Source organism: Pantoea agglomerans (genome assembly GCF_020149765.1).
GTDB classification, from domain to species: Bacteria; Pseudomonadota; Gammaproteobacteria; order Enterobacterales; family Enterobacteriaceae; genus Pantoea; species Pantoea alvi.
On record NZ_CP083809.1, the window covers coordinates 682,746 to 704,285 of the forward strand.

General features: G+C 59.1%; 20 protein-coding genes. 7 read left to right on the plus strand and 13 right to left on the minus strand.

What is annotated here, in order from left to right; all coding sequences use genetic code 11:
• Positions 1–179: 179 nt before the first annotated feature.
• On the minus strand, positions 180–392 hold the full coding sequence (gene cspA / locus LB453_RS05865) for an RNA chaperone/antiterminator CspA (RefSeq protein WP_023479762.1): 213 nt from the start codon (positions 390–392) through the stop codon (positions 180–182).
• A gap of 411 nt (positions 393–803) precedes the next feature.
• On the opposite strand from cspA, the gene LB453_RS05870 reads away from it, so the two are divergent.
• The 5 genes from LB453_RS05870 (at position 804) to LB453_RS05890 (ending at position 7,319) form a co-directional block, all read left to right on the plus strand.
• Positions 804–2,462 carry a sensor histidine kinase gene (locus LB453_RS05870; protein ID WP_103794730.1) on the plus strand — a complete coding sequence of 553 codons (1,659 nt, stop codon included), beginning with the start codon at positions 804–806 and terminating at the stop codon, positions 2,460–2,462.
• Positions 2,449–3,150 carry a response regulator gene (locus tag LB453_RS05875; RefSeq protein WP_103794731.1) on the plus strand — a complete coding sequence of 234 codons (702 nt, stop codon included), beginning with the start codon at positions 2,449–2,451 and terminating at the stop codon, positions 3,148–3,150. The genes LB453_RS05870 and LB453_RS05875 overlap by 14 nt, the downstream gene beginning before the upstream one ends.
• Before the next feature lie 176 nt (positions 3,151–3,326).
• Positions 3,327–4,415 carry an ABC transporter substrate-binding protein gene (locus LB453_RS05880; RefSeq protein ID WP_103794732.1) on the plus strand — a complete coding sequence of 363 codons (1,089 nt, stop codon included), beginning with the start codon at positions 3,327–3,329 and terminating at the stop codon, positions 4,413–4,415.
• A gap of 71 nt (positions 4,416–4,486) precedes the next feature.
• The gene (locus LB453_RS05885; RefSeq protein WP_103794733.1) at positions 4,487–6,256 is read left to right on the plus strand and encodes an ABC transporter permease; all 1,770 of its coding nucleotides are present in this window, start codon (positions 4,487–4,489) and stop codon (positions 6,254–6,256) included.
• Positions 6,249–7,319, plus strand: a complete 1,071-nt coding sequence (locus LB453_RS05890) for an ABC transporter ATP-binding protein (protein ID WP_103794734.1) — start codon at positions 6,249–6,251, stop codon at positions 7,317–7,319. Before LB453_RS05885 ends, LB453_RS05890 begins: the two co-directional genes overlap by 8 nt.
• A 37-nt stretch (positions 7,320–7,356) precedes the next feature.
• Here LB453_RS05890 and hemW read toward each other — a convergent pair whose 3' ends face one another.
• From hemW to LB453_RS05910, 4 genes are read right to left on the minus strand one after another with little or no spacing between them, the layout of a single operon-like run.
• Entirely contained in the window at positions 7,357–8,496 is a 1,140-nt protein-coding gene (hemW, locus tag LB453_RS05895) for a radical SAM family heme chaperone HemW (RefSeq protein WP_103794735.1), read from the minus strand.
• The gene (locus tag LB453_RS05900; protein WP_103794736.1) at positions 8,489–9,082 is read right to left on the minus strand and encodes an XTP/dITP diphosphatase; all 594 of its coding nucleotides are present in this window, start codon (positions 9,080–9,082) and stop codon (positions 8,489–8,491) included. The genes hemW and LB453_RS05900 overlap by 8 nt, the downstream gene beginning before the upstream one ends.
• A 17-nt stretch (positions 9,083–9,099) precedes the next feature.
• Positions 9,100–9,654: a YggT family protein gene (locus LB453_RS05905; RefSeq protein ID WP_103794737.1), complete on the minus strand. Its 555-nt coding sequence runs from the start codon at positions 9,652–9,654 to the stop codon at positions 9,100–9,102.
• Positions 9,655–9,666: 12 nt separating this feature from the next.
• Complete coding sequence (locus LB453_RS05910) at positions 9,667–10,374, minus strand: YggS family pyridoxal phosphate-dependent enzyme (RefSeq protein WP_103794738.1); 708 nt, start codon at positions 10,372–10,374, stop codon at positions 9,667–9,669.
• 16 nt (positions 10,375–10,390) lie between these two features.
• Here LB453_RS05910 and LB453_RS05915 point away from each other — a divergent pair, with 16 nt between their 5' ends.
• The gene (locus tag LB453_RS05915) at positions 10,391–11,443 is read left to right on the plus strand and encodes a type IV pilus twitching motility protein PilT (RefSeq protein WP_103794739.1); all 1,053 of its coding nucleotides are present in this window, start codon (positions 10,391–10,393) and stop codon (positions 11,441–11,443) included.
• On the opposite strand, the gene ruvX is transcribed toward LB453_RS05915, so the two are convergent.
• The 8 genes from ruvX to metK all read right to left on the minus strand — a co-directional run bounded on the left by ruvX (position 11,412) and on the right by metK (position 18,820).
• The gene (gene ruvX / locus LB453_RS05920) at positions 11,412–11,828 is read right to left on the minus strand and encodes a Holliday junction resolvase RuvX (RefSeq protein ID WP_103794740.1); all 417 of its coding nucleotides are present in this window, start codon (positions 11,826–11,828) and stop codon (positions 11,412–11,414) included. The genes LB453_RS05915 and ruvX overlap by 32 nt on opposite strands.
• On the minus strand, positions 11,828–12,391 hold the full coding sequence (locus tag LB453_RS05925) for a YqgE/AlgH family protein (protein ID WP_103794741.1): 564 nt from the start codon (positions 12,389–12,391) through the stop codon (positions 11,828–11,830). Before LB453_RS05925 ends, ruvX begins: the two co-directional genes overlap by 1 nt.
• Before the next feature lie 80 nt (positions 12,392–12,471).
• Positions 12,472–13,416, minus strand: a complete 945-nt coding sequence (gene gshB / locus LB453_RS05930; protein ID WP_103794742.1) for a glutathione synthase — start codon at positions 13,414–13,416, stop codon at positions 12,472–12,474.
• 116 nt (positions 13,417–13,532) lie between these two features.
• Positions 13,533–14,264, minus strand: coding sequence for a 16S rRNA (uracil(1498)-N(3))-methyltransferase (gene rsmE / locus LB453_RS05935; protein WP_103794743.1), 732 nt, complete (start codon positions 14,262–14,264; stop codon positions 13,533–13,535).
• A 73-nt stretch (positions 14,265–14,337) separates the two neighbouring features.
• Positions 14,338–15,045, minus strand: a complete 708-nt coding sequence (endA, locus tag LB453_RS05940) for a deoxyribonuclease I (RefSeq protein WP_103794744.1) — start codon at positions 15,043–15,045, stop codon at positions 14,338–14,340.
• A 78-nt stretch (positions 15,046–15,123) separates the two neighbouring features.
• Positions 15,124–15,636, minus strand: coding sequence for a SprT family zinc-dependent metalloprotease (locus LB453_RS05945; RefSeq protein WP_103794745.1), 513 nt, complete (start codon positions 15,634–15,636; stop codon positions 15,124–15,126).
• A gap of 200 nt (positions 15,637–15,836) precedes the next feature.
• Positions 15,837–17,234: a sugar porter family MFS transporter gene (locus LB453_RS05950; RefSeq protein WP_103794860.1), complete on the minus strand. Its 1,398-nt coding sequence runs from the start codon at positions 17,232–17,234 to the stop codon at positions 15,837–15,839.
• A 434-nt stretch (positions 17,235–17,668) separates the two neighbouring features.
• A complete protein-coding gene (gene metK, locus LB453_RS05955; RefSeq protein WP_103794746.1) occupies positions 17,669–18,820 on the minus strand; it encodes a methionine adenosyltransferase in 1,152 nt (383 codons plus the stop codon).
• Between the two features lie 717 nt (positions 18,821–19,537).
• Here metK and speA point away from each other — a divergent pair.
• Positions 19,538–21,514, plus strand: coding sequence for a biosynthetic arginine decarboxylase (gene speA, locus LB453_RS05960; protein ID WP_103794747.1), 1,977 nt, complete (start codon positions 19,538–19,540; stop codon positions 21,512–21,514).
• Positions 21,515–21,540: the final 26 nt, after the last annotated feature.

A 21,540-nucleotide genomic window follows, 5' to 3' on the forward strand; every position in this document is an offset into this window, starting at 1 on the left:
ACGGCTTTGGGGTAAGTGTGGATGATAAATTTCGCGGCTGCGAGGGGAGAGCGGACAGCGCTGGGAAAACAGATATAAAAAAACCCGCACGGGGCGGGTTTATTCATTATCAGCGGCGCTTAGCTGCTCAGGCTTTTGCCTTCATCGCTGTTCCAGGCGTCGCTGATAACGGGCGCGTCTTACAGCGCGGTGACGTTGCCGGCAGCAGGGCCTTTAGCACCATTTTCAATGGTGAAAGAGACTTTCTGGCCTTCGTCGAGAGTTTTGTAGCTGTCGCTCTGAATTGCAGAGAAGTGTACGAATACATCTTTGCTGCCGTCGTCCGGAGTGATGAAGCCGAAACCTTTGTCAGAGTTGAACCATTTTACTAAACCAGTCATTTTGTTAGACATAGATATTTCCTTAATTTATGAGCCACTAAAAGCGGCAGAGATGGCCTGAGAATTACTTATGGGGCGCTTAGGAGGAGGCTCACGAAGAAGGGTATCTTTGGATAACACTTGAACTGAGGACTGCTTTACTAAAACTGCTTTCATAAGGTCTGTATTCCAAACCGATGGCGCTATTAAGCCACAGGGAATGCGAACTGGCAACATTTATATTAATTTATTTTAACCACTTATACACCTGGACGGCTGCATGGATAGCTGCTGCGGCTCACAATTCCGGCTGAATCAGAGATTCAGGCGTCTCGCTGAGATGGTAGCCAGTTCACAACTCTGGCCTTAGCCAGCCGCGGGTGCCCTGCCTGCGTGCTAGTCTTGCCGGATGCCGCGCCCCCGTTCCTCTTTATAACAGGTTGTATGAAACGCAGATTGCCTTTCCAGGTAAAACTCTTTCTCTCGCTGGTGCTGTTTTCCTGCCTGCTGCTGGCGCTGCAGGGCGTTATCCTGTTTCATTTTATCGATCGGCAGCTGCATCACGATCTGGGGCAGCGCGCGCGGGTACAGGCGAGCGTGATCGCGCTAATGCCCGGCCTGGCGGAAAAGGTGGCGAGCCGCGATATTGCGGGCATCGCCCGGCTGATCCAGCCGCTGCGCGATCAAAGCGACGCCAGCTATATCGTGATCGGCGACGCGCGCGAGCAGCATCTCTACCATTCTGAATCGCCCGAGCGCATTAATCTGCCGCTGATTGGCGGCGATAATGGCGAGGTGCTACAGGGGAAAACCATTATTTCGGTGCGTAAGGGCGGTATCGGCGTGTCGCTGCGCAGCAAAGCCCCTGTTTTTGATGCGCACCATCAGGTTATCGGCATCGTCTCGGTCGGCTATCTCACCTCCTGGATCGCCAATATCAACGTCAGGCTGCTGTGGCAGGCGAGCCTCTACGGGCTGGCGCTGCTGCTGCTGCTGTTTATCTTTTCATGGGCCTTTAGCCGCAACCTTAAAAAGCAGATGTTCTGGCTGGAGCCGAAAGATATCGTGCTGCTGGTGCTGCAGCAAAAAGCGCTGCTCGAAGCGATGTATGAAGGGGTCTTTGCCGTCAACGCCGAAAAGCAGCTGATCTTAATCAACCGCGCCGCCAGAGAGCTGCTGGATATCGATCGCAGCGAGAGTGAGCTGCTGGGCAAGCCGCTGCATGAGGTGGTGCAGATCCCTCCCGGCTTTCTCAGCGAGAGCGGCGGCCAGGAGAAGGGCCGTCAGCACGATAGGATCACCGTCCTCAATCAGCGTCAGGTGATCGTCAACCAGGTCGCTATCGATCTTGAACCCGGCGTGCCGGGCGGCTGGGTCTGCAGCTTCCGCGATAAAAATGACATCAATACCCTGAGCAGCCAGCTAAGCCAGGTCAAGCGCTACGCGGATAATTTGCGCATTATGCGCCATGAGCAGCTTAACTGGACCGCCACGCTGGTGGGTCTGCTGCAGATGCAGCGCTATGACGACGCGATGCGCTATATCCAGGCGCAGTCCGCCGGCGCGCAGCAGGTGCTCGATTTCGTCTCGGCGCGCTTTACGTCGCCGGCGCTGTGCGGGCTGCTGCTGGGCAAATATGTCAGCGCGCGGGAAAAAGGGATCGAGCTGAAGTTTGATCCCGCCTGCCAGCTCGCCCGCATCCCGGCGACCATTAGCGAAACCGCTCTGATGTCGGTGATCGGCAACGTGCTGGATAACGCGGTAGACGCTACGCTCAAGGTAAAGCGACCCGCTCCGCCGGTCGAACTCTATATTTCCGATCGCAATCAGGAGCTGTTGATTGAGGTGGCCGATCAGGGCTGCGGCGTGGACGAGCAGCTGAAACCCCGGCTGTTTGAGCAGGGCGTAACCAGCAAGCCCGCCAGCGACGACGACCCGCTCGGCTCAGAGCACGGCATCGGCCTCTATCTGGCGGCGGGCTATGTTCATCAGGCGGGCGGCAGCATCGAAATCAACGACAATGCGCCGCAGGGAACCATTTTCACGATTTTTATTCCGTTCCCGCCCGCTGTTTCGACAGGACTTTCTCATGAACAACGCTAAGCCGCTCGAGGTGGTGATTGTGGAAGATGAGCCGCATCTCGCCGATTTGCATCGCGAATTTATCGAGCAGCATTTTCATCTGCGCGTGGTGGGGATTGCCGCCACGCTGGAGCAGGCGCGCCAGCTGATCGAACAGCATCAGCCGCGGCTGGTGCTGCTGGATAACTACCTGCCGGACGGGCAGGGCGTTACGCTGATCGACGATCCACTGCTGAAGCGTTTTGACTGCTCCGTGATCTTTATTACCGCCGCCAGCGACATGCAGACCTGTAGCCACGCGATGCGCAGCGGCGCGCTGGACTATCTGCTCAAGCCGGTTTTTTTTCATCGCCTGCGCGCCTCGCTGGAGCGGTTTATGCTGCTGGTGCAGACGATGCGCCAGATGACCAATGTGGATCAGCACGCGCTGGACAAGCTGTTCAATTTGCCAGCCAGCGACGCGCCGCCCGCGCCCTCGACCAAAGGCATCGAGTCCCTGACCCTGACGCGGGTTAAACGCTTTTTTAGCGATGCGCCCGATTGCAGCTGGTCGGTGGAGCAGGTGGTAGAGAGCGTCGGCATCAGTAAAACCACCGGCCGTCGTTATCTGGAGTACTGCGTGGAGATCGGCTTTATCGGCGTCGAGATGCAGTACGGCAATATTGGTCATCCCCGGCGGCTCTACCGCAAAATAAGCGGGCTGAAATAGTGTGATCGCGCGCAATAGAGGCGGGCGATGCCGGCGTGGTTTTAATGGTGTTAATTGCCGAAAAAACGCCAATAATCACACTTCGCGAAGATAACGTTCGGACACCTCTTGCCTGGCTAACACGTTCGGCTATGTTGACCCTTAGTTCCTAAGGTGTAACTAAAAGGTTAAATATAATGTCGAACAAATATCCTCTTACTCTGGTTGCCGCTACCGTATTTATCTCCTGCTCCGCCTTCTCCGCGCTGCCCCAGGGCTATCCGGCGGACTATCAGGGCGTTATCGACGCCGCGACCAAAGAAGGCAAGGTCGTGGTCTATTCCACCACCGATGTCAAAGCCGCCGGGCCGCTGATCAAAGGCTTTGAAGCGACCTATCCTGGCATTAAGGTTGAATATAACGATATGAACAGCACCGAGCTGTACAACCGTTTTATCAGCGAACAGGCCTCCGGCGGCACCAGCGGCGATGTGGTCTGGAGCTCCTCGATGGACACCGGCCTGAAGCTGGCCACCGACTACGCGCAGGAGTATCAGTCGCCCGAACTCGGCCAGCTGCCGAAGTGGGCGGTCTGGAAAAACCGCGCCTACGGCACCACCTACGAGCCGGTGGTGATCATCTATAACAAACGGCTGATCCCGGCTGGCGACGTGCCCGATTCCCACGCCGCGCTGGCGAAGCTGATCGCCAGCCAGACCGATAAATTCAAGAGCAAAGTGACCACCTATGATATTGAGAAATCGGGGTTAGGTTTTATGCTCTCGGTACAGGATTTCAAAGCCGATCCCAACTATTTCAAAACGCTGGCGGATGTGGCGAAAGGCGGCCTGGCGGTGCAGTCCTCTACCGGCACCATGATGGAGCGGGTCTCTTCCGGCGAAAACCTGATCGGCTTTAATATTCTCGGCTCCTACGCGGAAGCGCGCGCCAAAACCGATCCATCGCTGGGCATCTCCTATCCGAAGGACTACATGCTGGTGCTGTCGCGCGTCTCCTTTATCAGCCAGCAGGCGCAGAACAGCCATGCGGCGAAGCTGTGGCTCGATTACGTCCTCTCTGAAAAAGGGCAAACCATTCTGGCTAACCAGGCTGATATCCCCTCGCTGCGTAACGATATCGAAGGCAAAAACGATATCGACGGCCTGACCAAAATGTCAGGTAACGCGCTGAAGCCTATCCCGGTAGACGAAAGCCTGCTGGAGTACCTGCAGCCGAAAAAACGTCTGGATTACATCAAACAGTGGCGCACAGCCGCCGGTAAATAACGGCAGTACGGAAGCGCGGCCCGCTGCGTCGCGCTTCTCTTTCCTAAGGTTTCGCCATTCAGGATCTCAATATGAATGCATTGCGCAGAAAGTGGCAGAGTTTGCCGCGCGGCGTCGTGGTGCTGTTAACCGCGCTGGTTATCTACGTTCCGCTGTCGTTTATCGTTATCCAGAGTTTTTTATCCGCCCCCTTTTTTGTGCCGTCAAAAGCGTGGAGCCTGGAAGCATTTGAATTTATTTTTACCGATCCCGACTTCTATAAAGCGCTGAAAAGCGGCTTTATTCTCGCCTTTGGGCTGGTGATTATCGCTATTCCGCTGGGCGGCATTCTGGCGTTTCTGATGGTGCGTACCGACCTGCCGGGCAGACGTATTATCGAGCCGCTGATCCTGGTGCCGATCTTTGTCTCGCCGATGGTGCTGGGCTTCGGCTATGTGGTGGCTGCCGGGCCGGTCGGCTTCTTCTCGCTGTGGGCGCAGTCTCTGCTGGGCTTTGTGCCGTGGAATATCTACGACATGTCGAGCATCGTGGTGATTGCCGGGCTGACGCACGTTCCCCACGCCTATCTCTATATCTCCTCAGCGCTGCGCAGCGTGGGATCGGATGTAGAGGAGGCGGCGCGCATCGCCGGCGCCTCGCCGCTGCAGGTGATGACGGCGGTGAGCCTGCCGATGGTGCGCCCCTCTATCCTCTATGCCGTGGTGCTGCTGTTTTTCCTCGGGCTGGAGGTGTTCGGCTTAATGCTGGTGCTGGGCGATCCCGAAGGCAACATGGTGCTGGCGACCTATCTCTATCAGCTGACCAACAAGCTCGGCACTCCCTCCTATCACCTGATGGCTGCGGTGGCGGTGGTGCTGATCTGCATCACCATTCCGCTGGTGATGCTGCAGCGCCGCCTGATGCGCACCGCCAACCGCTTCGTGACCCTTAAGGGCAAAGCATCCCAGGCGCGCGCGCTGCCGCTGGGGAAATGGCGCTGGGTGGCGGGCGCGGTGGTGGCGTTCTGGCTGACGGTAACCATCGGCGTGCCGCTGCTGGGCGTGGTGCTGCGCGCCTTTATCTCTAACTGGGGCGTCGGCGTCTCGCTGTGGGACGAGCTGTCGATTAAAACCTTCCAGACCATCTGGGCGCAGCCGAACCTGCTGCGCGCCATCGTCAACTCAATGGCAATTGGCGTTATCGGCGGCGCGCTGGCGGTGGGATGCTACCTGTTTATCGGCATCGCCATGCACCGCAAGCCCGACAATACCACGCGCTTTCTCGACTACAGCGTGCTGGTGCCGCGCGCGGTGCCGGGACTGCTGGCGGGTCTGGCCTTTCTCTGGGTCTTTTTGTTCCTGCCGCTGTGGCTGGACAACTCGCTTAAATCGGGCTGGCTTTCCGATTTCGCCTGGTCGCAGTGGCTGCGCGATAACCTGATCGTCTGGCTGCGCTCGCTGCGCAGCACCATCTTCAGCGTCTGGCTGGCCTACACGGTGGTATGGATGGCCTATGGCCTGCGGCTCATCTCCTCAACCTTGCTGCAGGTTGGCCCGGAACTGGAAGAGGCGGCGCGCAGCACCGGCGCCACGCGCGGACAAATTACGCGCCACGTCACCATCCCGCTCTCGCGCTACGGCCTGATCGGCTCCTGGCTGCTGATGTTCCTGATTTTCGAACGCGAATACTCCACCGGCGTTTATCTGCTTTCCCCCGGCACGGAAACCATCGGCTCGATGCTGGTTTCCCTGTGGGCCGCAGGCGCGATCGATATTGTCGCCGCGCTCTCGTTTATTAACATCCTGCTGGTGGTGGTGGGTCTGGGTATCGCCCTGCGATTTGGAGTGAAATTACATGATTGAATTATCAGTAGAAAACCTGCATTTAACCTATGGCGACAACCCGGTTTTAAAAGGGGTCTCCATGAATTTGCAGCGCGGCGAAGTGGTCTCACTGCTTGGGCCGTCCGGCAGCGGTAAAACCACGCTGCTGCGCGCCGTTGCCGGGCTGGAAAAGCCGACGCAGGGCAGTATCGTTATTGGCAAAAATCAGGTGTATGCCGGGACGCCGCGCAGTGAGATCCCGGCGGAAGAGCGCAACCTCGGGCTGGTGTTTCAGTCCTACGCGCTCTGGCCGCATAAAACGGTGTTCGAAAATGTGGCCTACCCGCTGAAGCTGCGTAAGGTCGCTTCCGCGGAGATTAATCAGCGGGTGCAGGACGTACTTACCCAGCTGGGGCTGGGCCATCTGGGCAAGCGCCATCCGCATCAGCTCTCGGGCGGACAGCAGCAGCGCGTTGCCATTGGCCGCGCGCTGGTTTACAACCCGCCGGTGATCCTGCTGGATGAGCCGCTGTCGAACCTCGACGCCAAGCTGCGGGAAGAGGCGCGCGTTTTCCTGCGTGAGCTGATCATCAAGCTGGGCCTGTCGGCGCTGATGGTGACCCACGACCAGAACGAGGCGATGGCGATTTCCGACCGCATCCTGCTGCTGAATAACGGCAAGATCGAGCAGCAGGGCACGCCGCAGGAGATGTACGGCGCGCCCAAAACCCTGTTTACCGCCGAGTTTATGGGCAGCAACAACCGGCTGAACGGAACCGTCGCCGAGCTGCGTGACGGTAAAGCGCGCATTACGGGCAAAGGCTGGAGCCTGTGGGGCAGAGCGGGAGAGGGGGTGCAGCAGGGCCAGGAGGCGACGGCGGTGATCCGCGTAGAGCGCGTAAGGCTGGTTGACGGGCCGGGCGAGAATCAGCTGGCGCTGCCGCTGGTTACCAGCATGTATCTCGGCGATCGCTGGGAGTATCTGTTCCGCACCGCGGGGGACGATTTTGCTATTCGCGCCTACGGCAATGAGGTGCGCGATCCGCAGCATTGCCATCTGGCGCTGCCTGAAAACCATCTGTGGATCTTTCCAAAGGCGTAACGCTGAGGGCGGCCTGCGCCGCCCTCGTTGTTTTCACTTACTCCTCCGCCAGAAACAGCTCCAGCAGCGAGTTCAAAAACAGCTTTCCTTTATCCGTTATCTGCCAGTGCGTGGCGCTCTCCGCCACGTAGCCCGCGGCGATCGCCGCATCCATCTGCGGGCGGATCGTCTGCTCGCTCAGGCCGGTATAGCGCGCAAACTCCTCACGCGGGGCGGCTTCCAGCAGGCGGAAGCGGTTCATAAAGTACTCGAACGGCTTCTCAACGTCGGCGACCTCATATTGCTTCTCCTGATAGCGCCCCTGCATAAAGCCGCGCGGATGGCGCGTCTTTACGGTGCGCACGATGCGGCCGTCCGGCTGGGTCAGCTTGCCGTGCGCGCCGCAGCCGATGCCGAGGTAGTCGCCAAAGCGCCAGTAGTTAAGGTTATGCTCGCAGCGGTAGCCCGGCTTCGCGTAGGCGGAGGTCTCATACTGCTGATAGCCGGCGGCGGTCAGCAGGCGATCCCCTTGCTCGAAAATATCCCACAGCGCGTCGTCGTCCGGCAGCGTCGGCGGGCGTGAACCGAACAGCGTATTCGGCTCAATAGTCAGCTGATACCAGGAGAGATGCGGCGGATTAAGCGCGATAGCCTGCTTCAGGTCGCTTAGCGCCTCTTCCAGCGACTGATCGGGCAGGCCGTGCATCAGGTCGAGGTTAAAGCTGCGCAGATGCAGCCCTTCCGCCAGCTGCGCGGCGCGCTTCGCCTCGTCCGGGCCGTGAATGCGCCCCAGCCGCGTCAGCTTCTGCGGGTCGAAGCTCTGCACGCCGATAGAGATACGGTTAATGCCCGCCAGCTGATAGGCGCTGAAGCGATCCGCCTCCACGGTGCCGGGATTGGCCTCCATGGTGATCTCCGCATCCGCCGCCAGCGGCAGCCGCGCGCGCACGCCATCCATCAGCAGCTGCATCGCCTCGCCGCTCAGCAGGCTGGGCGTGCCGCCGCCGATAAAAATGGTGCGCACCTCGCGCCCGTGGGTCAGCGGCAGGTCATTTTCCAGATCGCGCAGCAGGTGCTGCACATACTCGACGTGCGGCACCTCGCCTTTTAACGCATGGGAGTTGAAGTCGCAGTAGGGGCACTTCTGCACGCACCACGGAATATGGATGTAGAGACTTAACGGCGGTAAATCAGGCATTGCGCATCGCTTCCAGCAGCAGCGTCAATGCTTTGCCTCGATGAGAAACCGCGCCTTTTTCCGTTTTGCTCAGCTCAGCGGCGGTTTTGCCCAGTTCGGGCACGTAAAAGATGGGATCGTAGCCGAAGCCGCCTTCGCCAGCGGCGGAGCGGGTGATTTCGCCCGCCCAGCTGCCGTGAAACACCAGCGGCGTCGGATCGTCCGCATGGCGCAGATAGACCAGCACGCAGTGGAACTGCGCCTGACGTTCGCCATCCGGCACCGCTTCCAGCGCCTTCAGCAGTTTCTCAAGGTTCTCCCGATCGCTGGCGGATTCACCCGCGTAGCGCGCCGAATAGATGCCAGGCGCGCCGCCCAGCGCATCCACCGCCAGACCTGAATCGTCGGCGATGGCGGGCAGGCCGGTGATCTGCGCGGCGTGGCGCGCTTTCAGAATGGCGTTTTCGATAAAGGTCAGGCCGGTCTCTTCTGCCGACTCTACCCCCAGATCGGTTTGCGCCACGATATCCAGGCCAAAGGCGGAGAGCAGATCCGCCAGTTCACGTACCTTGCCGGGATTACCGGTAGCGAGCACAACTTTTTGCATAGCAGTTCCAGTCATATTTACAGCAGAAACCAGAGGCCTGGAAACAGATCCATACCCAGGAAGTTCAGGGCGTAGAGCACCAGAATCACAATCATCGCGGAGAAGTCGATGCCGCCCATCGCAGGCAGAATGCGGCGAATCGGCGCCATCAGCGGTTCAGTCAGCTGCACCAGCACGTAGTCCAGCGGGCCACGGCCCTGGCTGATCCAGCTCATCAGCGAGCGAATAATGATCACCCAGAACACCAGATAGCCAGCGGATTTTACCAGCGAGAGCAGGCCGACCAGCAGGTTGGCCGGATCGACCGAGAAGGCGCCGACCTGGATCAGCAGCAGAATCGGGTATTTCAGCGTCGTCAGCACAAACGCCAGCAGCAGCGAGGCGGTATCGACCGGACCGATGGCCGGAATAATGCGGCGCAGCGGCTTAATGATCGGCTGAGTGATCTTCACGACAAACTGCGACAGCGGATTGTAGAAATCGCAGCGCGACCACTGCATCCAGATGCGCAGCAGCAGCACCATCACATACAGGTCGATCAGCGTTTTGACTAAAAACGTCAGTGTTAACATGAGGTTCCTCAATTATTGTTGTGGGTTGCGCGCGTAGTCCCGCGCGCCGAAAATCGCGGTGCCGATGCGCACCATGGTGCTGCCTGCGGCAATAGCCGCCTCCATGTCGTCGCTCATTCCCAGAGAAAGCGTATCGACGTCGGGAAAGCGCTGCTTTAGCTGGCGGAAGGCCTCGCCCATGCGCTGGCACACCGCCAGCTGACGCCCGTAGTCGCTCTCTGGCGCCGGGATCGCCATCAGGCCGCGCAGGCGCAGCTGCGGCAGCGCGGCGACCTGCTGCGCCAGTTCAGGCAAGGCCTCCAGCATGATGCCAGATTTGCTGTTTTCGTCACTGATATTTACCTGAATCAACACATTCAGCGGCGGCAGCGAGGCGGGACGCTGATCGTTCAGGCGCTGAGCGATCTTCAGGCGATCCACCGTATGACACCAGGCGAAATGCTCCGCGACCAGGCGGCTTTTATTCGACTGCAGCGGGCCGATGAAGTGCCACTCAACCTCTGGATGTGCGGCCAGCGCCGCAATCTTTTCAACCCCTTCCTGCACGTAATTTTCGCCAAAGGCGAGCTGGCCGGCGTTAATCGCCTCTTCGACCGCGCTCGCAGGTTTGGTTTTACTGACGGCAAGCAGCGTAACTTCTTCTGGATCGCGCCCGCATTGCGTTGCGGCAGCGCGGATTCGCTGACGCAGTTGCTGTAGGTTGTGCTGGATTGAGGTCATCGTCAGGAGGCTATCTATGGAGTTGGAAGAAATAGTGGCGCTTAGTGTAAAGCATAATGCCGCCGATCTGCACCTGTGCAGCGGAGATTCGCCACGCTGGCGGCGCCACGGCAGGCTGGAGCGCATCCCCCATCTTGCGCCGCTGACGGCCGACTGGCTGGCGCGCGCTGCCGGGCGCTATCTCGACGCGCGGCAGCGCGAAGAGCTGGCGGCGCAGGGGCAAACCGACTTCGCCTTCTCGCTGGCTGACGGTCAGCGGCTGCGCGCCAGTCTGTTTCGTCAGCGGCAGGGGCTGTCGCTGGCGCTGCGCACCCTGGCGACCCGTTGCCCGACGCTGGAGAGCCTGCGCCTGCCGCCCGTGTTGCCCTGCTGGCTGCGGCTGGAGGATGGGCTGATTCTGGTAACCGGCGCCACCGGCAGCGGCAAATCCACTACGCTTGCGGCGATGGTCGACGCCATCAATCGTCAGCAGGCGAAGCACATTATTACCCTGGAAGATCCTATTGAGTTCATCCACCAGAGCCAGCGATCGCTGATCCAGCAGCGCGAGATCGGCGCGCACTGCGCCTCGTTCAGCCTCGGGCTGCGCGCCGCGCTGCGTGAAGATCCCGACGTTATTCTGCTGGGCGAGCTGCGCGACAGCGACACCATTCGCCAGGCGCTTACCGCCGCCGAAACCGGCCATCTGGTGCTCGCCACGCTGCACACGCGCGGCGCGGCGCAGGCGATAGATCGTCTGGTGGATGTCTTTCCGGCCGAGGAGAAAAATCTGGTGCGCGCCCAGCTGGCGGGCAGCCTGAAGGCGGTAATCGCGCAGAAGCTGGCGGCGGCGCGAGACGGCGGACGCATTGGGCTGTTTGAAGTGCTGGTCGCCACGCCCGCTGTGGCGAACCTGATCCGCGACGGCAAGATGCATCAGATCGGCGCGCTGCTGCAAACCGGCGCGCAGGCCGGGATGCAAACCTTCGCGCAGAGCCTGCTGGCGCGGCAGCGGGAAGGGCTGATCGCAGCGGAGCCAGGCGAGTGCTGCGCGGAAGTCAGTGGGTTTCGAACCAGTCCTGCAGAATAATCGCCGCCGACTGCGAATCCACCGAGCCTTTATTCAGCGCGCGATAGCCGCCGCGCTCGAACAGGCCGGCACGCGCTTCTACCGTGCTAAGGCGCTCATCCTGCAGCTCCACGCGCACGCCGAAGCGCCCGTGCAGCCGGCTGGCGAACTTGCGCGCGCGCGCGGTAAGCGGCTGCTCGGTGCCGTCCATATTCAGCGGCAGGCCGACAACCACAAAATCAGGCTGCCACTCTTTCAGCAGGCGCTCTATCTGCAGCCAGTCCGGGGTACCGTCCTGCGCTTTCAGCGCGGCGAGAGGTCGCGCGCTGCCGGTCAGCTGCTGGCCGACCGCCACGCCGATGCTTTTGGTGCCGAAGTCGAAGCCCAGCAAGGTTTGCGTCGACATCAGGCGTGTCCCGCATCGCTGGCGATGCTGTGAATATCGATGCCGATGCTGCGTGCCGCTTCGCGCCAGCGATCGGCAATCGGCGTCTGGAACAGAATATTGCTGTTGGCGGGGGTGGTAAGCCAGGCGTTCTCCAGCAGCTCGTTTTCCAGCTGATCTTTCTCCCAGGCGCAGTAGCCCAGCGCCACCAGCACATGCTCCGGCTGCGAAGCGGTGCCGAGCGACTCCAGCACGTCGCGGGACGTGGTGATCACCGTGGTGTCGGAAATGCGGATGCTGGAAGAGAAGATGCGCTGGGCGGAGTGAAGAATAAAGCCGCGATCCTCAGCCAGCGGGCCGCCGCTGAAAACCGGTTTGTCCAGGCGGATCGCGGGGTCGCGCTCGCCTGACGTGATTTTCAGCTTCTTTAAAATGCCTTCGACCGTCAGATTTTCCATTGGCTTGTTGATAATCAAACCCATCGCGCCTTCTTCATTGTGCTCGCAGATATAGACCACGGAGCGTTTGAAAAAGGGATCCTGTAGGGAAGGCATGGCAATCAAAAAATGATGCTGTAAATTCATTCTCACTCGATGTACCAAAATAGCCGGCGCGGGTCTGCGCCGGTTTGGGTTGATCACGGAGCCTGGCTCCAGGGTCATGCTCAGCCCAGACGCTTCTCGATAGCGTCCATCAACATACCGGTGATGGAGATCGGGAATGCGGCTTCAATTTCACGCACGCAGGTCGGGCTGGTGACGTTCACTTCCGTGAGTTTATCACCAATGATATCCAGGCCGACAAAAATCAGTCCTTTTGCTTTCAGCGTCGGGCCGACGCGGCGGGCAATTTCCCAGTCGCTTTCGCTCAGCGGGCGCGCTTCGCCGCGGCCGCCAGCGGCCAGGTTGCCGCGCGTTTCGCCGCCCTGCGGGATGCGCGCCAGGCAGTAAGGCACCGGCTCGCCGTCCACGACCAGCACGCGCTTGTCGCCCTCTTTAATGGCTGGCAGATAGTTCTGCGCCATACAGAAGAACTGGCCGTGGTTGGTCAGCGTCTCGGTGATCACGCCAAAGTTCGGGTCGTCCTGCTTTACGCGGAAAATCGACGCGCCGCCCATGCCGTCCAGCGGCTTCATAATAATGTCGCCGTGCTCCTGCCAGAAGGCGCGCAGTTTCTCTTTGCTGCGCGTCACCAGCGTATCTGGCGTGAACTCAGAGAACCAGGCGGTATAGAGCTTCTCGTTACAGTCGCGCAGGCTCTGCGGCTTGTTAACGATCAGCGTGCCTTGCTCTTCGGCGCGCTCCAGAATATAGGTGGCGTAGATAAACTCCGTGTCGAACGGCGGATCCTTACGCATCAGAACCACGTTGAGATCGGCCAGCTTAATCTCCTGCTCGCTGCCGAACTCATACCATTTATCATAGTTCTGATCGACGCTCAGCAGGCGAGTGCGGGCGTAAGCGACGCCGCCGCGCAGCGAGAGGTCGGCCATCTCCATATAGTGAATTTCGTAACCGCGGCGCTGTGCTTCCAGCAACATGGCGAAGCTGGTGTCTTTTTTAATGTTGATGGACGCGATTGGGTCCATCACGATGCCTAGCTTAATCATTATTCTCTCCTCAGAGAGGCGGTTTTTTCCGCCTCGTTCTGTGCGGTCAGCGCAGGCTGACCAGTCAGGACGCCAGTAAGTGCTGCGCGCGTCTTAATATAACCCCTGATTATTCCCTAGCCGAGATCGCCAAACCTCACCTGGAGTGCCGTAATCGCGGTCAGCGCGGTGGTTTCCGTGCGTAAAACGCGCGGGCCGAGCAAAATATCGGTAAAACCGTGCTCGCCCGTCATCGCGATCTCCTCGGCGCTCAGGCCGCCTTCGGGGCCGATAAGCAGGCGAACCCGCTCAACCGGCTGCGGCAGCGTATTAATGCTCTGCTGCGCGCGCGGATGCAGATTGAGCTTCAAACTGTCGTCAGCCTCGGCACACCAGGCCTCCAGCGTCATCGCCGGGCGGATTTCCGGCACGCGGTTGCGGCCGCACTGTTCGCAGGCGGCGATAGCGATCTTTTGCCACTGCTGAAGTTTTTTCGCCAGTCGTTCGGCATCCAGCTTAACGCCGCAGCGTTCCGAAAAGAGGGGCGTTATCACGCTCACGCCCAGTTCAATCGATTTCTGGATAGTGAACTCCATCTTTTCGCCGCGCGACATCACCTGGCCGAGATGCAGAAACAGGGGAGACTCACGATCGTCGGGCTGGCCTTCAAGGACTCTTACTTTTACACGCTTTTTATCTACAAGAGTGATCTCTGCCGCAAAAGTCAGATTAGTGCCATCAAAGAGCGCCAGACGCTGGCCGCTGGTCATACGCAGAACGCGCCCAACGTGGTTAGAGGCGTCTTCGTCCAGCGCGATCTCGCTGCCGCTGGTTAAAGGTTCGGAATGATAAATGCGAGGTATGCGCATACAGGCCCTGAAAGCTGAGCGCCGCGCACCCGGCGCGGCAATATCGAGAAGACGTTAGTGTAGGGCAGTGATTTTAACGCTGGCAAGCCTGCTGCACATAAGGATTGTGATTGCCCTGCGCGCGCGCGATGCGCTGGTCGCGTTCGCACTCCCAGCTGGAGACCGGATAGAGCTTGTTCCAGACGGTGAATAGCTGGGTCTGCTGGCGCGAGAGGCGCAGATGGTACTGGTCGCGCATATAGAAGTAGGTGCGCGCAATGGCGCCGCGCGCGCGGGCGGGCGGCTCGGCCTGCTTGTTCTTGAAGTCTACCTTCATGGCGCACTGGCCATACTGCTGTTCGCCGCCGTTCCACTGGCTGTAGGCGAAGTTACCGCGGTCGCCGTTCACCTCGCCGATGGCGGGCTGCAGGTTATGCAGATCGCTTTCAATGCGGCGATAGTCGGCATCTTTGCTGCAGTTTTTGCGGCCGCCGTTCTGCCAGCACTGACGCTGGTGGCCAAACTCCCAGGCGGGCATGACATGCTCCCACTCGATGCGTCCGGCGCGGTTGGCGTTTTTACGCACCTGATAGCCGCAGCTGTTGAGATCGGGAATGCCTTTTTTACCCTGCCAGCTGATTTTACAGCCGCAGTAGAAAGAGCCGGGCGCGTCGGCGTTGATCGCCGCAGCGAAGGTTTTCGCCTGCTGAAAGTTATTTTGATGGTAGTTGTTCAGCGCGATCGCCTGGGCGGCAAGAGGGGAGAGCAGCAGCGCGACGGCGCAGATCATTTTGCGAGACATGATGCAATTTTTTTCTCAGTCGGTAAAAAAGGGCGGCAGGGTAGCAGAATGGCGCCGCGAGCGGAATGGGAATTGCCCTCAGGCTGGCGAATAGTCGCCCGGTTTTAGCAGGCTTTTGCAGCGCACGCAGCGGTATTCGCTTTCGCCGCGCAGCACGCGGTTATGGCGGCGTAGGGTAAGATGATGCTGCTGGCATCCACAGCGGTAGGGAAAGGTGGCGGCACGCACCGAGGCGATCTCGAACTGATGGGTGCGGCGCGCGGGTACGCCAAGCACCTCCTGCATCATCCACTTCCACTCTTTGCCGTGCGGCGGCACGCGGCCAAAGACTTTCCAGACCAGCAGATGGGCCAGCTCGTGCGGCACCACTTCCTCAATAAACGCCTGCTGATTTTCCAGCAGCAGCACCGGATTAAGGCGAATTTCCCACTTCTCCAGCCAGGCGGTGCCGGCCGCCGTGCCGCGCTGCTGGTAGACCAGCGTCGGTTCGGCAAAAGGGCGCTCCAGCCTGTCGCTGGCAAGCTGTAAAAAATGGCGCAGCGAGCGCATAACGGCCTGCTGGAGGGCGATGGGAAGTCGGGGCGTTTTCATGGCGGAAAGCATAGGCGGCGAGAGGGAAGAACTCAATCAAATAAAAAAGGCGGGCTGCAAGGCCCACCTTTTTGTGCAGTGCGGGTGAGATGGTCCGATCGCAAAGACGCAAAAAGCGGCATCCTTGCCAGCTCGGCCCATCTCACCCGCTTGCGAGCATGGTTGCGCGCTGTTGGAGGCGAGCGTACCCGCCTGAGTACTTAGTTGTTTGAACCGATGTCGCGCAGTTTCTTGCCGGACATCAGGTTGCGCTCGATATGCTCCAGCGAGACGTTTTTGGTCTCTGGAATCAGCATCAGGGTCAGCACAATAAAGAAGACGTTCAGCAGCGCATAGACCCAGAAGGTGTTCGCGTTGCCCAGCGTATTCAGCATGGTGAGGAAGGTCGCGCCGACAATCATATTGGCGATCCAGTTGGTCGCGGTCGAAACGGTAATACCGAAGTCGCGGCCTTTCAGCGGCTGGATCTCCGAGCACAGCACCCAAATCAGCGGGCCGGCGCTCATGGCGAAGCCGACGATAAACATCAGCAGCATGGCGATAGCGAAGTACTGCGCGCCCTGCGAGTGAATGCCCATATGCAGCATGGTGCCCAGTACGCCCATACCCGCTGCCATCACCAGGAAGCCCAGGATCAGGGTCGGCTTACGGCCCCAGCGGTCTACCAGACCGATGGCGATAAAGGTTGCCAGCACGTTGACCAGGCCAACGATAACGGTGCCCCACATCTGCTCGGTGGTATTGGTAAAGCCGGCAATTTCAAAAATCTTCGGCGCGTAGTACATGATGACGTTCATACCGGTGAACTGCTGCATTACCTGCAGCAGCACGCCGAGGAACACCGCGCGGCGGAAATTGCTGTTGCCCTGGAACAGCTGCCAGCCGGACTGCTTGATCTTCAGGCTCTCGCGGATCTCTTCCAGCTCGCGTTTCGCCTGCTCGCTGGTGTCGCGCAGACGATCCAGCACGCGCTGGGCGTCGCGGAAGTCGCCTCTGGCCGCCAGCCAGCGCGGGCTGTTGGGCAGGAACATAACGCCTACCAGCAGCAGCACCGCCGGAATGGTGATGATGCCGAGCATCCAGCGCCAGTCGCCGGACGCGCTAAAGGCGGTGTCGGAGAGATAGGCGCCAAGAATACCGATCGTAATCATCAGCTGATAGAGCGAAATCATCGAGCCGCGGATTTTTTCCGGCGCGATTTCAGACAGGTAGAGCGGCGCGGTATAAGAGGCAACGCCGACGGCGAGACCCAGCACCACGCGTGCGACGATCAGCATTTCCGGGTTCGGCGCCATAGCGGACCACAGCGAACCGATAACAAACAGAATAGCGCCCGCCATCAGGCTCTTTTTACGACCGAGACGCGACGACATCCAGCCGGAGCCGACCGCGCCGACCGCGGCGCCGAACATCATGGAGCTAACGATCCACTCCTGCTGGTGTGCGGTAACGTTAAAGTCTTTAGCGATAAACGGCAGCGCGCCCGCGATAACGCCGATATCGAGTCCAAATAACAGCCCTGCGAGAGCCGCAAGAAAGCAGACAAACAAGGTCATCGCCTTGTTTGAGGTTCTGCTTTTGTGAGTGTTGCCAGGCATTTTGCCTCCGAGTTTATCCATCATTGTTGTTATCTAATGTTAAAAAACCTCTTTCGGGGAAAAAGTGATAGCGATCACGCTGATGTAATCGCTTACACACGCCGAAACCCTGAAATTCAGCATATTCAGCCCGAAAAGGTTAAGTAACCAGTAAGGTATAGCACTTGTTAAGTTTCCGACATGGCGTCAATTATCGGCTATCAGAGGACGCTGAAAATAACGCATTTTCAGCCGAATAACCACGGAGGTTAAATCCTAAATAACAGATTATTAAAGCGTTTCAATTTGTAATCGGTATCACGCTTGCCGTTGACGAGTCTGAGAAGTGTAGTTGAGAAAAGAAAATGTGCTGAGCAGGGCGCAGGGCGGGGAGAAAAGGCGCTAAAAAACAAGGCTCTCCCCCTGTTACAGAGGAGAGCCTCAGAAGAGAAACCTTACAGGCCCGCAGCTTCGCGCAGCTGAGCGGCCTTGTCGGTTTTTTCCCACGGGAAGTGTTCGCGACCGAAGTGGCCGTAAGCGGCGGTCTCTTTATAGATCGGCTGCAGCAGGTCCAGCATCTGGATCAGGCCGTAAGGGCGCAGGTCGAAGAACTCGCGCACCAGCAGGGTCAGCTGTTCGGTTGAAATCTTCTCGGTGCCGAAGGTTTCCACCATGATAGAGGTCGGCTCCGCTACGCCGATAGCGTAGGAGACCTGAATCTCGCAGCGGTCAGCCAGGCCGGCGGCAACGATGTTTTTCGCCACGTAGCGTGCCGCGTAGGCAGCGGAACGGTCAACCTTCGAGGGATCCTTGCCAGAGAAAGCACCGCCGCCGTGGCGCGCCATGCCGCCGTAGGTATCAACGATGATTTTACGTCCGGTCAGGCCGCAGTCGCCCATCGGGCCGCCGATAACGAAGCGGCCGGTCGGGTTGATATGGTATTTGGTGCTGGCGTTGATCCACTCGGCTGGCAGCACCGGCTTGATGATCTCTTCCATGACCGCCTCGCGCAGGGTGGCCTGCTCGATATCTTCCGCATGCTGGGTTGACAGCACCACCGCGTCGATGCCGACAATTTTGCCCGCGTCGTACTGGAAGGTGATCTGGCTTTTCGCATCGGGACGCAGCCACGGCAGCGTGCCGTTTTTACGCACTTCAGACTGGCGCTGCACCAGACGGTGCGCATAGGTTACCGGCGCCGGCATCAGCACGTCGGTTTCGTTGGTGGCGTAGCCGAACATCAGCCCCTGGTCGCCCGCGCCCTGCTCCAGCGGGTCGGTGCGGTCAACGCCCTGATTAATATCAGGCGACTGCTTGCCGATGGCGCTCAGTACGGCGCAGGAGTTGGCGTCAAAGCCCATATCGGAATGGACATAACCGATTTCACGTACGGTATTGCGGGTGATCTCTTCGATATCGACCCATGCGCTGGTGGTGATCTCACCGCCGACCAGCACCATACCGGTTTTTACGTAGGTTTCGCAGGCCACGCGCGCTTTGGGATCCTGCTCGAGGATGGCGTCCAGCACGGCGTCAGAAATCTGGTCGGCGATTTTATCAGGATGTCCTTCTGATACGGACTCGGACGTAAAAAGGTGTTTAGCCATTCTGTTCTTTACCTTACAAATGGTTTGAATTCGACTGCATAGCGTAAGTGAGGTGATCCTACTTGACGCCCCTTCAGGCAAAGCCGCGAGCAGTAAGAAGTGTCAGTAAGCCAGACGGAAACCGCCTGGATGTTAACCAGTTTAGATGGAAAACCATCTGGACGGCTATTTTAGGTTAAGGGGTGAGCGAAATGCCAGCCCTTTTTCTGTTTCCGCATTTTTCGGAAAAGCGGTGGCTGGCAAAAAAACGTGACGCTAAACGGCGGCAGACCAGCGAAACGCTTTGCAATTTTGCCCGTCAGGCGGTATAAAACGCCGCTGCTGCCTGACGCAGCCCTGAGGATGACGCCGCTGTGCGTAGCCACTGTCAGAGCCTCTCTGACGTTCGCCCAGATTGTTTCCACATGCGAAAACATGTGTGGAGGTGACAGAAGTAATGAACCACGCTTTACTCTCTTGCGGTTCTCTGCGCTTAACGGGCGCGCTGGCGTTCTCCTTTCCTGCCTATTCTACTCTTTTCCGACGTATCGCCTGTTGCGGTCATTCTCCCGACACGCGCGCCGGTTAACCTGTACCTTCTTAACTGACGCTTTACTGGCGGTCGCGCGTCGGTGAACGTCGTGATGCATTCGAGGTCCACTTATACGTTACGGGCCAGGGTGTTTTACACTTAGCTTTGTGCTTTTTTCACATTTCAACAGAAATTCGAGGTTCGTGATGTCTGGCGACATGAAGACTATCAAGGGTTCGTCAGCTGGCGAACAGGGTGTGCTCCGCTCAATGCAGGAGGTTGCAATGAACGACCAGGATGCCAGCAAAATGCTGCGTACCTATAACGTTGCCTGGTGGGGCAATAACTACTACGACGTTAACGAACGCGGTCACGTCAGCGTCTGTCCGAATCCGGACGAGCCGACGCTGCGCGTCGATCTGGCGAATCTGGTGAAAGAGCGCGAAGCCCAGGGCCAGCGTCTGCCTGCGCTGTTCTGCTTTCCACAAATCCTGCAGCATCGTCTGCGCTCCATTAACGCGGCGTTTAAACGCGCGCGCGAATCCTACGGCTACCGCGGCGACTACTTCCTGGTCTATCCGATTAAGGTCAACCAGCACAAGCGCGTGATTGAATCGCTGGTCAACTCCGGCGAGCCGCTGGGGCTGGAAGCGGGCTCTAAAGCGGAGCTGATGGCGGTGCTGGCGCACGCGGGCAAAACCCGTACGGTGATCGTCTGCAACGGCTACAAAGACCGTGAATATATCCGTCTGGCGCTGATTGGCGAAAAGCTCGGCCACAAAGTCTATCTGGTCATCGAGAAGATGACGGAAGTGCGTCTGGTGCTGGAAGAGGCCGAGCGCCTGAACGTGGTGCCGCGTCTCGGCATCCGCGCGCGCCTGGCGTCGCAGGGCTCCGGCAAATGGCAGTCAAGCGGCGGTGAAAAATCGAAGTTCGGCCTCTCGGCGTCGCAGGTGCTGCAGCTGGTGGAGATTATGCGCAACGCCGGCCGTCTCGACAGCCTGCAGCTGCTGCACTTCCATCTCGGTTCGCAGATGGCCAATATCCGCGATATCGCCACCGGGGTGCGCGAGTCGGCGCGCTTCTACGTTGAGCTGGCGAAGCTTGGCGTCAACATTAAATGCTTCGACGTCGGCGGCGGTCTGGGCGTCGATTATGAAGGCACCCGTTCGCAGTCCGACTGTTCGGTTAACTACGGTCTGAACGAGTACGCCAACAACGTTATCTGGGCGATCGGCGACGCCTGCGAAGAACATGGCCTGGATCACCCGACGGTGATCACCGAGTCGGGCCGCGCCGTTACCGCGCACCATACCGTGCTGGTCTCCAACATTATCGGCGTAGAGCGTAACGAGTTCATCACGCCGCAGGCGCCGGAAGAGGATGCGCCGCGCCCGATACTCAGCATGTGGGAAACCTGGCAGGAGATGCATGAACCTGACGTGCGTCGCTCGCTGCGCGAGTGGCTGCACGACAGCCAGATGGATCTGCACGATATCCACACCGGCTACGCCTCCGGCACCTACGATCTGACGCAGCGCGCCTGGGCGGAGCAGCTTTACCTGAGCATCTGCCACTATATTCAGCAGCATCTCGATCCGAGCAACCGCGCGCACCGTCCGATTATCGACGAGCTGCAGGAGCGTATGGCGGACAAGATGTACGTTAACTTCTCGCTGTTCCAGTCGATGCCGGATGCCTGGGGCATCGATCAGCTCTTCCCGGTGCTGCCGCTGGAAGGATTGAATAAAAAGCCGGAGCGCCGCGCGGTGCTGCTGGATATCACCTGCGACTCCGACGGCACCATCGATCACTACGTCGACGGCGACGGCATTGCCGCTACCATGCCAATGCCGGAATATGACCCGGAGAATCCGCCGATGCTCGGCTTCTTTATGGTCGGTGCCTATCAGGAGATCCTCGGCAATATGCATAACCTGTTCGGCGATACCGAGGCGGTCAACGTTTACGCGCGCGCGGGCGGTGAAGTCGAGGTCGAGCTGTCAGATGAGGGCGACACCGTGGCGGATATGCTGGAGTACGTGCAGCTTAACCCCGACGAGCTGATGACGCTGTTCCGTAATCAGGTTAAAGAGACCGATCTCGATGATGAGCTGCGCGCGCAGTTCCTGGAAGAGTTTGAAAGCGGCCTGTACGGCTATACCTACCTTGAAGATGAGTAACTAACGCTTCACGTCGGGCTCCGCCT

What these genes read in the sequence shown, in the direction of transcription:
- cspA (WP_023479762.1), bottom strand. Translation starts at nt 392, where the DNA reads ATGTCTAACAAAATGACTGGTTTAGTAAAATGGTTCAACTCTGACAAA.
- LB453_RS05870 (WP_103794730.1), top strand. Translation starts at nt 804, where the DNA reads ATGAAACGCAGATTGCCTTTCCAGGTAAAACTCTTTCTCTCGCTGGTG.
- LB453_RS05875 (WP_103794731.1), top strand. Translation starts at nt 2,449, where the DNA reads ATGAACAACGCTAAGCCGCTCGAGGTGGTGATTGTGGAAGATGAGCCG.
- LB453_RS05880 (WP_103794732.1), top strand. Translation starts at nt 3,327, where the DNA reads ATGTCGAACAAATATCCTCTTACTCTGGTTGCCGCTACCGTATTTATC.
- LB453_RS05885 (WP_103794733.1), top strand. Translation starts at nt 4,487, where the DNA reads ATGAATGCATTGCGCAGAAAGTGGCAGAGTTTGCCGCGCGGCGTCGTG.
- LB453_RS05890 (WP_103794734.1), top strand. Translation starts at nt 6,249, where the DNA reads ATGATTGAATTATCAGTAGAAAACCTGCATTTAACCTATGGCGACAAC.
- hemW (WP_103794735.1), bottom strand. Translation starts at nt 8,496, where the DNA reads ATGCCTGATTTACCGCCGTTAAGTCTCTACATCCATATTCCGTGGTGC.
- LB453_RS05900 (WP_103794736.1), bottom strand. Translation starts at nt 9,082, where the DNA reads ATGCAAAAAGTTGTGCTCGCTACCGGTAATCCCGGCAAGGTACGTGAA.
- LB453_RS05905 (WP_103794737.1), bottom strand. Translation starts at nt 9,654, where the DNA reads ATGTTAACACTGACGTTTTTAGTCAAAACGCTGATCGACCTGTATGTG.
- LB453_RS05910 (WP_103794738.1), bottom strand. Translation starts at nt 10,374, where the DNA reads ATGACCTCAATCCAGCACAACCTACAGCAACTGCGTCAGCGAATCCGC.
- LB453_RS05915 (WP_103794739.1), top strand. Translation starts at nt 10,391, where the DNA reads ATGGAGTTGGAAGAAATAGTGGCGCTTAGTGTAAAGCATAATGCCGCC.
- ruvX (WP_103794740.1), bottom strand. Translation starts at nt 11,828, where the DNA reads ATGTCGACGCAAACCTTGCTGGGCTTCGACTTCGGCACCAAAAGCATC.
- LB453_RS05925 (WP_103794741.1), bottom strand. Translation starts at nt 12,391, where the DNA reads ATGAATTTACAGCATCATTTTTTGATTGCCATGCCTTCCCTACAGGAT.
- gshB (WP_103794742.1), bottom strand. Translation starts at nt 13,416, where the DNA reads ATGATTAAGCTAGGCATCGTGATGGACCCAATCGCGTCCATCAACATT.
- rsmE (WP_103794743.1), bottom strand. Translation starts at nt 14,264, where the DNA reads ATGCGCATACCTCGCATTTATCATTCCGAACCTTTAACCAGCGGCAGC.
- endA (WP_103794744.1), bottom strand. Translation starts at nt 15,045, where the DNA reads ATGTCTCGCAAAATGATCTGCGCCGTCGCGCTGCTGCTCTCCCCTCTT.
- LB453_RS05945 (WP_103794745.1), bottom strand. Translation starts at nt 15,636, where the DNA reads ATGAAAACGCCCCGACTTCCCATCGCCCTCCAGCAGGCCGTTATGCGC.
- LB453_RS05950 (WP_103794860.1), bottom strand. Translation starts at nt 17,234, where the DNA reads ATGCCTGGCAACACTCACAAAAGCAGAACCTCAAACAAGGCGATGACC.
- metK (WP_103794746.1), bottom strand. Translation starts at nt 18,820, where the DNA reads ATGGCTAAACACCTTTTTACGTCCGAGTCCGTATCAGAAGGACATCCT.
- speA (WP_103794747.1), top strand. Translation starts at nt 19,538, where the DNA reads ATGTCTGGCGACATGAAGACTATCAAGGGTTCGTCAGCTGGCGAACAG.